The organism is Enterococcus avium (assembly GCF_002891025.1).
GTDB classification, from domain to species: Bacteria; Bacillota; Bacilli; order Lactobacillales; family Enterococcaceae; genus Enterococcus_A; species Enterococcus_A avium.
Genome location: NZ_NBSL01000003.1, coordinates 326553 through 338668, shown reverse-complemented (window position 1 = coordinate 338668; position 12116 = coordinate 326553). Strand labels below are relative to the sequence as shown.

The following is a 12116-nucleotide window of genomic DNA, read 5'->3' as shown; positions in this document are numbered from 1 at the left end:
ACTTTAAATCGAATGTTTAAGGTAAACTGTATAATATAAATTTAAAGTAAACCCTTATTTAATTAGAGTAAACCTCAATGCTTAATAGGGTTTACTTCATTTAAAATAAATTGAAGTAAACTGTGAATTTTATCTATTATATAAAAGAAATCGAGATTAAAATAACTACTTAGAAACAGTGGTAATTGAAACAGCGATGAGAGGCATATTTCATTAGGGAATTTAAGGTAAACTTAAAAAGAAAATAATCTATTTGATAAAGTAAACTTTAAATTAAAGAAATTCATTTAACGTAATGATATTAGAGTAAACCTTTATTTAAAATACAAAAAAGGTTTACTTTAATTAAAATGCTTAATTAATAGTGTTATTAGAGGTAAACTCTATTAATAGATAGAAATTTATTGTATTTGAGGTAAACTCTATATTGGAGTGATAAAAGGTAAACTTAAATAAAATAAGCCATTGAGGTATACCTCAATGGCTTAAAAGTAAACTTTATAAAAATTCTATCGTTTGAATCGCTCGATAGATCTGATCCGCGGTGATATGAGGATCAACCATATTAAAGGTTTCATTTGGCGAGGCGGCATGTTCGATTACTGGTGTTAAAGCGTTCTTTGATGTGTCGAAGACTTCCAGATCTTTCAGTTTTAAAGGCAACCCGATTTTTTTATAAAAGGGTCTAAGCTTTTCGATTTCCTCTAGGTCTTTTGTGTGTGCTAATTGAACCAAAATACCATAGGCGACTTTCATGCCATGAAGCTGATTATGAGTTGCTTCTAAATAAGAGAGACCATCATGGACAGCATGAGCACCCCCAGAGCGGCCATAGGATGCAGCAAACCCGCCTGTTTCTCCAGCTAAACCAATGATTGTATCGGTAACACGACTGAAGGCAGGGGTTGCTTGGTGATTTTCAAGATCTTTGATAGCAGGAATGGCATCTTCTAAAAGAAGCTGCTGAATGGCTTTCGCACTGGCGATCCCAAGTCGAACATAAGCGGATTTTTCATCTTCGTCTAGATTTCGTGTAATTCCTTCAATTTCATACCATTTTGCTAGTGTATCACCGATACCGGCAACAAAGTAATCTTTTGGTGTTGCTAATAGGAAATTTGAATCTACGAGTGTTAAGAAGGGCGCGCGTTTCATAAATCCCATCGCTTTAAATGTCCGATTCGGATGATAGACTGCGACAATTGGAGTAAATGGAGCACAATTAGAGATCAATGTAGGAATCACCATTAGCTCGGCGTTTAGCTCTTCAGCAACCATTTTTGCTGTATCAATGACACGTCCGCCACCGATTGCAAGAATCAACTCGGCATGTCCAATCTGAGTGGCTAATTCCACTGCGTTTTCGTGGCTTGAACTGCCATCGTAACGATATGTTGGGTAATGTAGTTCCTTGTGATAGTATTTTTTGAATGCTTCAGAGGATTTCTCGCCGGTGATAACCGAGATTTTCTTGAAGTCAGCTAAATAGCTGGGTAAATTTTGCAGGATATTTGCACCGCTGGCATAGCGATTGGCGCCAGGGCGTACTTCGGTAGTGATGTCCATTGAATTCAACTCCTTTTTATATTGAAGAACAAGCCGTCAGTGGAAGACTTGCTCCATTTTAAACGAATACCGAGATGATTAAATGAAACATGGTATCTATTCGTTTGGTGAGATTTCAACTAGTTTATGCTTTGTTAAAATTAAAGTCAACTGTGTTTTTAATGATAAAAAGTATTGACAGCTTTTATTTTAACCTGTAAGATACGATTTAACAATTTGCTAAACAAAGAAACGTGATGAAGAGAAAAGTATAAATGACGAAGCATCAAAGAGAGTCCGGGCAGGTGAGAGCGGATATGCGGAAGAATTTAGAAAATGGTCTCTGAATGGCATTGCCGATAAGTAGGCAATGACGGGGCAGCGCTCGTTACCAACGCTCAAGTATGATTGTACTTGTTGAGGCAAGAGTTGTGAGGCTTTTGCAAATGAAGGTGGTATCGCGAGTTAGCTCGTCCTTTTCCAACACATAATGTGTGGAAGAGGGCGGGCTTTTTTCTTTGGCAAAAAAATTATACTTTAAAACGAATATGGAGGAAATGATGATGAAAAAAATAGGAAAAGGAATTTTATTAGGTGTAGCGGCATTGGCAGTTAGCGGAATCTTGGCAGGCTGTGGAACAAAAAGTGAGGCGCAGCCGTTGGATGAAAAGAAAGTAACGATTGGTGTGACGTCGGGTCCTCATCAGGAGATTTTAGAAGAGGTTGCTAAGCAAGCGAAAAAAGACGGACTTGATATCACAGTAAAAAGCTTCGACGATTATAATACGCCAAATACTGCATTAAACGATGGGGATTTGGATGGAAATAGCTATCAGACGTTCTCTTTTCTTGAGCAGCAGGTGAAGGATAAGGACTATAAAATTGAATCCGCCTTTAAAACAGTGGCTTTCCCATTAGGGGTTTACTCTAAAAAAGTTTCGAATTTAAGTAAACTTCAAAAGGGGGATAAAATCGGTGTACCGAATGACCCGACGAATGAGTATCGGGCGTTGAAGCTATTGGAAGAAGCTGGTGTTCTGAAGTTGAAAGAGGGCGTGGAAATTAAAGCGACCAAGAATGATATTGCGGAAAACCCTAAGGATATTGAGATCGTTGAATTAGAGGCTTCACAGATTCCGTCTCAGCTAGGCGAGCTGGCGGCAGCAGCAATCAATACCAATTTTGCCTTTGGTGCGGGATTGACCATTAACGATGATGCAATCTACCACGAGCCATTAAAGGATAACCCTAATTACAATGTCTTCGCAGTTCGCACAGAAAACAAAGATGACAAGATCGTTAAAGAGATTAAGAAATATTACCAATCAGACGAAACGAAGAAATTTATTGAGGAAAAATTCAAAGGCTCTGTGGTTCCAGCTTTTTAGTAATACCAGATAGATGAATGAGAAAGGGAGCTTCACATGATTGAACTTAGAAATGTGTCAAAGGTTTACCAACAAAAAAAGCGTCGAATCGAAGCGGTAAAAGAGGTGAGCCTAACGATCCAACAGGGCGAGATTTTCGGCGTGGTGGGTTATTCTGGTGCTGGAAAATCAACATTGATTCGCATGATTAATTTTTTGGAGCCGCCAACAACAGGACAAATTTTGATTAATGATCAGGATTTGGGCGAGCTTAACAAAAAAGAATTATTGTTGACTAGACGTAAAATTGGGATGATTTTTCAAGGGTACAATCTGTTATCGACAGCGACTGTTTATGAAAATATTGCCAAGCCCTTGAAGCTGGAGGGAGTGCCTAAAGAGGTGATTGCAGAGCGTGTGGACAGGTATTTAGACTTAGTTGGCTTAACGGATCGAAAAGACAATTATCCCGCACAGTTATCCGGCGGGCAGCGACAGCGGGTGGCAATTGCCCGCGCATTGGCTCATGAACCTGAAATATTATTATCAGATGAGGCTACCAGTGCGTTAGATCCTGAGACAACAGAATCCATTTTGACGTTATTGACGAAGATCAATCAGGAGCTGGGGATCACGATTTTTCTGATTACTCATGAGATTGACGTGGTACAGCGTATCTGTGATCGTGTAGCGGTGATGGAAGAAGGTAAGGTCGTCGAGGTAGGTCCTGTGATCGATCTGTTTACCCGTCCTGAAGAGGAAACGACGAAACGGTTCATTGGTGCAAATGATGGCTACAACGTCCCAGAAGAGGTCCTAGCGTCTTATAAGGGAACTGGCAGGCTGGTTCAGCTGCAATTTATTGGAGAAGAGGCGACGGAACCTGTTTTGGCAAAGGTCGCGAAGGATTTTCCTTTATGTCCCAATATTCTCAGCGGGAACATCGGCTATTTGAAGGACAAGCGTCATGGTCAGCTGCTGGTTCAGTTTGACGGCGGAACAGAAGCCGATTTCCAAGCGGCGAAGGAGTATATTGAAAATCAAGGAATCATCGTTGAGGGGGTTGTGTAATGAGCGAATTTTGGAATCAGTGGGGCAATGTCGTAATCGAAGGATTGGGTCAAACGCTTGTGATGGTGTGTGTGGCGTTAGGGCTGTCAATCGTTATTGGGATACCATTGGGAGTACTGTTAGTCATTGCTCGTCCTGGCGGTTTGAACAGCAATTTGCCTCTATATTCGATTTTAAACAGTATTATTAATGTGCTGCGCTCGTTGCCATTTATCATTTTATTATTTTTGATATTGCCAGTGACTAAGCTGATTATGGGCACCACTATCGGTGTACAGGGCGTCCTTTTGCCACTGATCATCTACACGGCGCCTTATCTGGCTCGGTTAGTAGAGACGTCGCTTTTAGAAGTCGATGGCGGGGTGATCGAAGCCTACCAAGCAATGGGAATCAGTCATTTTCATATTATCCGCAGTGTGCTGTTGAGAGAGGCGCGGGGCGGAATTATTCGCGGCTTAACGATCGCCATGATTGGTTTGATCGGAGCTACCGCAATGGCCGGTCTAGTCGGAGCAGGAGGACTAGGAAGCATTGCCTATCAATATGGTTTTTTACGCAATGAGCCGGCAGTGATGTACACCACGATTATTTTACTGATTGTACTGGTTCAGATTGTTCAGTCGTTAGGCAATACCATCGCTAAAAGCTTGGATCGAAGTTAAGAATATTACGATGAACCGAAGGAGCGTTTTCCCCGGGTTCATCGTTTTCTTTTTGCTATAATAAAAGTGGAGGTGAGGTCGTTGAAAGCCAAAGATTTATTGACTGCAATCCAGATAGATGCGGCGGGTGAGCTGAAGAAACTGTCTTCATATACTTATGTTTTTGTGAAGGATGGAGACAAACAGACGAATCATTTAAGGATCAAAACAGAAGAGTCAAAGATTATTTTACAGAAGCAGCAAAATCAGGTATTAACACTGAATGAACTGATCAAGGTATTGAATACGGCCAAGGAATCAGAAATTTATGTAGAGGACGAGCTGGTTTTTGGCTATAAATTGGTTAAACAGGGAATTTCCTTAGGATGAGCTATCATCTAGTTTTATAAACTAGATTGAATTATTTTGTTAACTATGATATAGTATCTTTAATAAATTATTCGAGGTGACAAATAAATGAATACACAGTTTAGCCGGAAATATCTGATCACAAATGAAGTGTTGAATGCGGTGACGCATGGTATAGGGGTAGTGTTGAGTATTGTTGGGTTTGTTTTTTTGCTGAAGAAGGCGGATAGCGGGCTGCATTATGTATCATTTATTATCTATGGCGTCTCGCTGCTACTACTGTTTTTAGCTTCAACGTTGTATCACAGCTTGATTTTCACCAAGGCGAAGAAAGTTTTTCAGGTCTTTGATCACTGTTCGATCTATCTGCTGATCGCTGGAACCTATACGCCATATTGTTTGCTCTATATTAAAGGAACGATCGGAATTGTTTTGTTAAGTGTCATTTGGTTGGCGGCGATCGTCGGGATTGTCTACAAAAGCTTGACGCTAAGCAAAGTTAAATCGGTCTCGAAATTGTCTACGATCATCTACAATGTGATGGGATGGGTAGTCGTGATTGCTTTGCCAAGTCTTTATCATAGTGTTGGATTGAAGGGCTTGCTGCTGTTAGTTGGCGGAGGCGTCGCTTATACCGTCGGATCGGTCTTTTACAGTATGAAGAATCGTCGCTATATGCATGTTGTTTGGCATTTGTTCGTGATGCTTGGCGCGATGCTGATGTTCTTTTCGATTTATCTATAAAAAATAATCAAAAATGAGTTGTCTCCAAATTGCGGAGACAACTCATTTTTTTTATAGATAATCATCTTCGGAAAAGCCAGTGTTGCGATAGGCTCCTTCATCAGCGAAGTACTTATTATAGCGCTGCTTGAACTTGCGGAAGGTGAAGACGACGAACAATTTGATCATGGAGTAGATCGGGATACCGAAGATTACACCGACTAATCCTAATAGATCCCCCATTACCAATAATACGACTAGAATCGTGATTGGATGAATCTTCAATTTGTCTCCCATGACCCGCGGTACAACCAAATCCCCATGAAGTAGCTGAACAACAAACCAAGCGATCACGAATTTTACCACCATCAGATTCGAATCCTGAAAGGCAATGAACATTCCTGGCAGAAAGGCCAAAAATGATCCGATATATGGGATGATACTCAAAATCCCTGCAGCCAGTGCAATGACTGTCGCAAATTCCAGCCCTAACAGCAGGAAGACGATCCAATAAATCAAGCCTAGCAGCAAGGAAGCGATCACTTGTCCTTTTAAGAAGGCGCCTAATTGTTGATTGGCTATTCGGATCAAGGCGCTCGAATCTTTTCTGAAACGTGGCGGAATCAGTTCAATTACTGCATTGTACAATTTATACGGACTTTGCAGTAAAAAGAAGGCGATAATCGGTCCGGTAAACAAGGTAATAGCGGTACTGGAAACTGCTGAAAAGATTGTTCCCAAACCTTTGGCACCGTCTTGCCAGTTATTTCCTAGATAGGTAAGGGCTTCTTTTGCCAGCTTGTCCAACGAATCCAAAGCCTGATCAGAAGAAGTCGCAAATGGTGTGGCATCCAAAATATTCCGAATCGATTTTTGGAAATCATCGACATAAGAAGGGAACTGCTTAATCAACTCTTGCGCTTGATTTTGGATTACCGGTATAAGCCGCGCACCTCCAAAGAAAAGCATTCCGAAAATTACCACATAGGTGAGAACGATGCTGAGGGTGCGTGGTACACCTTTTTTACTCAGAAAATTGACTACTGGATTCAGTAAATAATACAGCAGCAAAGCAAAGATCATCGGCGGCAGCACCGTTGTAATAATGACCACCAGTGGTTTAAAAATGAATGACACAGTATTTAATAAATAGATGGCCAAGGAACTCAAAATAATCAGTCCAATAATGTAATACGATGTTTTCCCGCCAAAAAATTGAATGATTTTTGAGGGTTTCTCTTTTTCCATAGGATGAGTCTCCTTCTATGTTTAATTCGAACGTCGTCAAGGTCTCAATGGGATAGCTAATAAAAATATCAGCAGGTTGGGCCATAGTAAATTACTGAACGAACATCCGCATAAAATAGTATACCGAAAGTAGGTAAGCATGTATACTTTTCAGAGTTTTTGGAGAAACGAGATTAAAATATTAGCATTCTTATGCCCTCCATCTGTTAACAGTGGATTTTGACTTTATTACTTGAAAGTTTTACAATAACCATATGGGGTGTGGGGGTATATAGCATATGATGAGTGCTGTAATATACTCAAGTTTTATCAAAGGAAAAGAGGAGGAACAAACATGTCACATAGACCGGATCATCAGGTGGATAACCTTGTAAAACGAATCAATCGGATCGAAGGACAAATTGGCGGGATCAAGAAAATGATCGTTGATGAAAAGCCTTTTGACGAAGTGATCATTCAATTGAATTCTGCTAAGGCAGCGATACAAAAGATTTCTCAAATATTACTAGAAGCACATGCAGATCATACCTTTATGGATGCTGTGGAAAGCGGGAAGACCGAACAGGAATTGGAAAGTTTAAGGCGGGCGATTCATCAATACAGCAAGATGCTATAAGTGAGGTGATTAGATGCCTTCACTCAAAGAAAATAAAATTTTAGCATTGGCGATTCCAGCGACGATCGAAAATATTTTGCAGACGACAGTAGGATTTATTGATGCTCTGATGATTTCAAAGATCGGCTTAGTGGCGGTGAGTGCAGTCGGCATTGCTAACACGGTCTTGAATGTGTATTTGGCCCTTTTTATCGCGCTAGGTGTCGGGGCTTCAGCCTTGATTGCTCAAAAAATTGGGGCAAAGAAAAGTGACGAAGCACAAACAGTTACCAATCAATCTGTTCTTTTAACCGTTGCAATCAGTGTGCTGCTTGGTATGCTCTCGATATTTTTTGGTAGCTCGTTATTGCGTGTGATGGGAGCATCGGCAGCTGTTTTGCATGAGTCGCTGCGGTTTTTCACTGTTGTAGGCGGTGGCGCGATATTCATGGGTCTGATGACGATTTTTGGCAGCATTTTACGGGCAACCGGAGATACGAAATCACCTATGCAGGTCAGTGTTGTGGTGAATATTGGGAATATCGTGATCGATTATCTCTTGATTTTCGGTATAGGACCTATTCCCGCTCTAGGCGTTTTAGGGACAGCGATTGGTACGGTTTTATCCCGGCTGCTGGGATGTTGGCTGCTTTATCGAAGGGTACAGCTTTCTAAAAGTCCATTGGATTGGTCAACCTTGTTTACTGCGGGGAATTATCGTCCGCTGATCAATTTATCGATTCCAGCAACTTTGGAACGGTTAGTGATGCGACTGGGACAGGTGCTTTATTTTGGTTTGATTGTCAGCATTAGTGCTAAGACCTTTGCGGCTCATTCGATTGCCGGAAATATTGAGAGCTTCACATATATGCCCGCATATGGTCTGGCGACAGCAGCGACGACTTTAGTAGGGAACGCTGTTGGTGCACGGGATTACTTGCAGGCGAAAAAATACGGCTATTCGGCGGCTAAATACGGTGTGATCTTTATGTCACTGCTGGGCGTGATTCTATTTTTCGGTGCGTCATTTTTTGCCTCGTTGTTTACTTCAGATCAAGAAGCGTTGCGACAGATTGTGATTGCCTTGCGGATCGATGCCTTCGCACAACCGGGATTGGCGATCAGCTTGATTACGACGGGCGCTTTACAAGGAATGGGAGATACCAAGTCGCCTTTATACAGCACAGCATTTGGCATGTGGGGAATTCGGGTTGTGGGTGTGATCATACTTTCTAAGTACTTGGGGCTTGGGATCGCTGGTATTTGGCTATCGATCGCGATTGACCTGTACCTGCGTTCTTTATTCCTAGTCTATAAATTTAACCATAATCTTAGTGGCGAAGTAATAACCATCAAAGAACCTTCTGAGTAGTGACTTGGAAGGTTCTTTTTAACGGAAACTACATGCAAACTGAGATTGACAAGCCTAGAATACGGCAGTGCTGAAAATGTACGACCGGTTAAAATTCTTTCTGATAAAAGCGCTTCGTTTCCTCCGGGTTTTGTAAGGATGAAACGAAGCGTCTTTTGTTTAATCACTCGGTTCAACATGGATATCGGTCTCGAAAATTTGAAACTTCTCTTGCAACAATTTCTCAATTTGATCGGTGATGTCATGACTTTCTTTGACTGTTAGATCAGGCTTCATGGTAATGGTGACGTCGAGATAGACATTAGCGCCGTAACTGCGACCCTTGATACTTTTAACTGCTTGCACTTGTTTGATCTGGCTAAGCGCTTCATTGTATTGATTCAGTTGTGTTTGGTCAAAGCCGTCAGAAAGTGAAAAGACGCTTTCTTTGAAAATATCCACAGCCGTTTTCAAGATCAGTAATGCCACAACGATGGCGGCCGTACTGTCGAGCCAGCCCAAGTTGAAGGAAGCCGCAAAAACCGCGATGGCTGTCCCGATACTGGTCCATGCATCGCTGCGATTATCCTTGGCAGCGGCCATTAATCCAGGACTTTTGACTTCTTCGGAAAGTCGTTTATTGAAGAAATAGACACCATACATAACAATAGCCGAAATAATTCCGACTATTGCCGCAGTGATATCTGGTGCTTCAGTTTTTTTATTGATTACGGAAAGAATCGAACTGTAAAGCACCTGCATTCCTACCAGCAGCATAATAAAGGAAGTCACTAAACTAGCGACATTCTCTGCTTTCCAGTGTCCATAGCGATGATCCGCATCCGCTGGTTTTTGCGCGATCCGTAAGCCGATCAGAACAGCAACGGAAGCGAGAATATCGGTGAAATTATTCAGTCCATCGGCTCGTAAGGCTTCGGAGTTAGCTAAATTGCCTACTATCAGTTTCATAGCGGAAACTAGGATATAGGTGGCGATACTAATCAGCGCGCCTAACTCCGCTTTTTTTAATTGTTCATAACGGTTATTTACCATAATTTACACCCCAAAAAATAAAATGTTTTATCACTATACACTTTAGTTCATCGATAAAACAAGCATTTTTCTAAACTGTAATCATTTTGGGGCAGCTAAACTATTTTACGATTGGCGCCATGAAAAACCCTTCTAAGCTTAGCTAATTTTATTGCTCAGGACTACTTTTGAATGATTCCGAAGTATTTATGCCCAAAAAATTGACGGCTAATCCTTGATGTAAGAGGTTTTTAGCACTATTGATAAAAAAATCATCAAAAAAAATAAAAATTTTTCAGTTTTATTCATTGACAATGATTAGGTACCGAAGTATAATAAATTCAAATAAAAGGTTAGGTACCTAAAATATAGGTACCGAAACAAAGGGAGGATGAGTGACGATGAGCGAGTATACAAAAGAATTATTGAAACGTCTATCCTATGTAGGAAGTGCCAGTCGTCAGTTGATGGTTGTAGGTAATTGTCAGAAGAGTGCACCCACCCAGCAATTGGTTTTAGATATTTTGGCAGAAGAGGATGGTGTAACCTCTGGGGTGCTAGCAGAAATTTTGGATATGCGTCCAAGTTCGGTCACCGAAATTTTGAACAAGTTGGAAAGCCGGGGAGAAATAAAACGTCGCGAAGATGAACAGGATAAGCGGATTAAACGGATCTATATCACAGAGATCGGCCGCGAGAAGGCCAATTTAAACAAACCACAAGAACGCTCGGAAGAATTCTTCGCCGGCTTAACGGATGAAGAATTACATACTTTGGATCAATTACTGAATAAGGTGATTGATGGCTGGAGCGAAGATTTCGGCGGTCGACCTGAATTTCCAAATGATCCATTTGAAGCGATTGAAGCGTTAAAAGCGATGAAGCTCCAATTCGAGCCTCATATGAAAGAGTTTGGTCGAATGTCACAAGCTGAACGCCGCCAAATGAAGCGAGCGTGGAGAGAACAAATGCGTAATCAATTCGGCAGAGACGGCTTTGGCCCAGGTCCATTCGGTCCAGAGCATCCTAGAGGTCCGAAAGAAGACCATAGAAAAAAAGACCCGCATGATCAGTCCAAAGATAAAGATTGGGAAAATTGGTAAACAAATGCGGCTTGAAAATCAAACTAATTTTTCCTCGGAAAAATTATTCTTTAATATGAAAAAGGATGTCAGTTCCACTTTTCGCAGTTTATACGGTGGGGAAACGAATAAAAGAGTAATGACACTCAACAAAAGAACAACTAGTGGAATGATATACGGCTTGAAAATCAAACTAATTTTACCTCGGAAAAATTAATTCTTTAATATGAAAAAGGATGTCAGTTCCACTTTTCGCAGTTTATACGGTGGGGAAACGAATAAAAGAGTAATGACACTCAACAAAAGAACAACTAGTGGAATGATATACGGCTTGAAAATCAAACTAATTTTTCCTTGGAAAAATTAATTCTTTAATATGAAAAAGGAGGTCATTGATGATGAGAATCGAAATGGCTGAATTATTTAGCAAGGAACACACTAGCGCAGTAAAATTGCGTAAACAAGTATTAGGTGGAAAAATTGACTGGGACAATGAAAAGAATTTACACGTTTTTGTCGCAATCGAAAACGATGAGGTTGTTGGAACTGCGGCGATTCAATTATATCCTTTTGGGATTGCACGTGTCCGTCAAGTGGCAGTAGCACCAGAATATCAGGGCCAGCACATTGGTGATCAACTGATGAACAGCTTAGAAGAATTTTCTCAAGAACACGGGCATTTGCGCATCATTCTAACAGGACGTAAAACAGCCCAATTGTTTTATATGAAACGTGATTACCAGCGAATGTTGTTTTCATTTAAAAAGCATGAAATTGAATTTTTATGGATGACAAAGACATTGCCAACAGTAGAAGTTCCCGTCTTTTCTGAAAATTAGTCGAACAATTGTCTGCCTCTCAGTGTTATGAAAAAGGAGGAAATCTGTTATGAAGGAGTTATTTGATCCGAGAAGAAAAGAAAACGAACCAAAGAAGCATACAAGCAAGGAATTTGAAAAAATTCGTGTCGAATTAGAAGCTAAATCACGCCTCTTCACCACGACACTTGGAATAGTGAATTATCAAAAGTATCACGAATTATACGATTTGAATTAATAAGAGAGAACACACATGTGTCCTTCTCAAAACTTT

13 protein-coding genes and 1 other annotated feature are annotated in these 12116 nt (G+C 40.7%); of the genes, 10 read left to right on the top strand and 3 right to left on the bottom strand.

The window, feature by feature from the left end; genetic code table 11:
• Nucleotides 1-498: 498 nt before the first annotated feature.
• Entirely contained in the window at nucleotides 499-1566 is a 1068-nt protein-coding gene (locus AUF14_RS17310; protein ID WP_102866294.1) for an iron-containing alcohol dehydrogenase family protein, read from the bottom strand.
• A gap of 227 nt (nucleotides 1567-1793) precedes the next feature.
• Nucleotides 1794-2026: a binding site (T-box leader), on the top strand.
• Nucleotides 2027-2108: 82 nt separating this feature from the next.
• Between AUF14_RS17310 and AUF14_RS17305 the strand changes: the two genes are divergently transcribed.
• The 5 genes from AUF14_RS17305 (at nucleotide 2109) to trhA (ending at nucleotide 5737) form a co-directional block, all read left to right on the top strand.
• Nucleotides 2109-2933, top strand: a complete 825-nt coding sequence (locus tag AUF14_RS17305; protein WP_102866660.1) for a MetQ/NlpA family ABC transporter substrate-binding protein — start codon at nucleotides 2109-2111, stop codon at nucleotides 2931-2933.
• Between the two features lie 36 nt (nucleotides 2934-2969).
• Nucleotides 2970-3983, top strand: a complete 1014-nt coding sequence (locus AUF14_RS17300; protein ID WP_102866293.1) for a methionine ABC transporter ATP-binding protein — start codon at nucleotides 2970-2972, stop codon at nucleotides 3981-3983.
• Nucleotides 3983-4645: a methionine ABC transporter permease gene (locus AUF14_RS17295; RefSeq protein ID WP_049219734.1), complete on the top strand. Its 663-nt coding sequence runs from the start codon at nucleotides 3983-3985 to the stop codon at nucleotides 4643-4645. Before AUF14_RS17300 ends, AUF14_RS17295 begins: the two co-directional genes overlap by 1 nt.
• Before the next feature lie 81 nt (nucleotides 4646-4726).
• Complete coding sequence (locus AUF14_RS17290) at nucleotides 4727-5014, top strand: hypothetical protein (RefSeq protein WP_016178921.1); 288 nt, start codon at nucleotides 4727-4729, stop codon at nucleotides 5012-5014.
• An 87-nt stretch (nucleotides 5015-5101) separates the two neighbouring features.
• Entirely contained in the window at nucleotides 5102-5737 is a 636-nt protein-coding gene (gene trhA, locus AUF14_RS17285; protein WP_102866292.1) for a PAQR family membrane homeostasis protein TrhA, read from the top strand.
• A 51-nt stretch (nucleotides 5738-5788) separates the two neighbouring features.
• Here trhA and AUF14_RS17280 read toward each other — a convergent pair whose 3' ends face one another.
• The gene (locus AUF14_RS17280; RefSeq protein ID WP_102866291.1) at nucleotides 5789-6964 is read right to left on the bottom strand and encodes an AI-2E family transporter; all 1176 of its coding nucleotides are present in this window, start codon (nucleotides 6962-6964) and stop codon (nucleotides 5789-5791) included.
• A gap of 334 nt (nucleotides 6965-7298) precedes the next feature.
• On the opposite strand from AUF14_RS17280, the gene AUF14_RS17275 reads away from it, so the two are divergent.
• Entirely contained in the window at nucleotides 7299-7580 is a 282-nt protein-coding gene (locus tag AUF14_RS17275; RefSeq protein ID WP_049219731.1) for a metal-sensing transcriptional repressor, read from the top strand.
• Nucleotides 7581-7593: 13 nt separating this feature from the next.
• Nucleotides 7594-8931, top strand: coding sequence for an MATE family efflux transporter (locus tag AUF14_RS17270; RefSeq protein WP_102866290.1), 1338 nt, complete (start codon nucleotides 7594-7596; stop codon nucleotides 8929-8931).
• A gap of 159 nt (nucleotides 8932-9090) precedes the next feature.
• On the opposite strand, the gene AUF14_RS17265 is transcribed toward AUF14_RS17270, so the two are convergent.
• Complete coding sequence (locus tag AUF14_RS17265) at nucleotides 9091-9963, bottom strand: cation diffusion facilitator family transporter (protein ID WP_102866289.1); 873 nt, start codon at nucleotides 9961-9963, stop codon at nucleotides 9091-9093.
• Between the two features lie 380 nt (nucleotides 9964-10343).
• On the opposite strand from AUF14_RS17265, the gene AUF14_RS17260 reads away from it, so the two are divergent.
• The 3 genes from AUF14_RS17260 to AUF14_RS22605 all read left to right on the top strand — a co-directional run bounded on the left by AUF14_RS17260 (nucleotide 10344) and on the right by AUF14_RS22605 (nucleotide 12080).
• On the top strand, nucleotides 10344-11045 hold the full coding sequence (locus AUF14_RS17260; RefSeq protein ID WP_102866288.1) for a MarR family winged helix-turn-helix transcriptional regulator: 702 nt from the start codon (nucleotides 10344-10346) through the stop codon (nucleotides 11043-11045).
• Nucleotides 11046-11419: 374 nt separating this feature from the next.
• Nucleotides 11420-11863 carry a GNAT family N-acetyltransferase gene (locus AUF14_RS17250; protein WP_227656377.1) on the top strand — a complete coding sequence of 148 codons (444 nt, stop codon included), beginning with the start codon at nucleotides 11420-11422 and terminating at the stop codon, nucleotides 11861-11863.
• Between the two features lie 49 nt (nucleotides 11864-11912).
• The gene (locus tag AUF14_RS22605; RefSeq protein WP_176674903.1) at nucleotides 11913-12080 is read left to right on the top strand and encodes a hypothetical protein; all 168 of its coding nucleotides are present in this window, start codon (nucleotides 11913-11915) and stop codon (nucleotides 12078-12080) included.
• Nucleotides 12081-12116: the final 36 nt, after the last annotated feature.

Coding starts and splice junctions, on each gene's coding strand:
- AUF14_RS17310 (WP_102866294.1), bottom strand. CDS start 1,566: ATGGACATCACTACCGAAGTACGCCCTGGCGCCAATCGCTATGCCAGC.
- AUF14_RS17305 (WP_102866660.1), top strand. CDS start 2,109: ATGAAAAAAATAGGAAAAGGAATTTTATTAGGTGTAGCGGCATTGGCA.
- AUF14_RS17300 (WP_102866293.1), top strand. CDS start 2,970: ATGATTGAACTTAGAAATGTGTCAAAGGTTTACCAACAAAAAAAGCGT.
- AUF14_RS17295 (WP_049219734.1), top strand. CDS start 3,983: ATGAGCGAATTTTGGAATCAGTGGGGCAATGTCGTAATCGAAGGATTG.
- trhA (WP_102866292.1), top strand. CDS start 5,102: ATGAATACACAGTTTAGCCGGAAATATCTGATCACAAATGAAGTGTTG.
- AUF14_RS17280 (WP_102866291.1), bottom strand. CDS start 6,964: ATGGAAAAAGAGAAACCCTCAAAAATCATTCAATTTTTTGGCGGGAAA.
- AUF14_RS17275 (WP_049219731.1), top strand. CDS start 7,299: ATGTCACATAGACCGGATCATCAGGTGGATAACCTTGTAAAACGAATC.
- AUF14_RS17270 (WP_102866290.1), top strand. CDS start 7,594: ATGCCTTCACTCAAAGAAAATAAAATTTTAGCATTGGCGATTCCAGCG.
- AUF14_RS17265 (WP_102866289.1), bottom strand. CDS start 9,963: ATGGTAAATAACCGTTATGAACAATTAAAAAAAGCGGAGTTAGGCGCG.
- AUF14_RS17260 (WP_102866288.1), top strand. CDS start 10,344: ATGAGCGAGTATACAAAAGAATTATTGAAACGTCTATCCTATGTAGGA.
- AUF14_RS17250 (WP_227656377.1), top strand. CDS start 11,420: ATGATGAGAATCGAAATGGCTGAATTATTTAGCAAGGAACACACTAGC.
- AUF14_RS22605 (WP_176674903.1), top strand. CDS start 11,913: ATGAAGGAGTTATTTGATCCGAGAAGAAAAGAAAACGAACCAAAGAAG.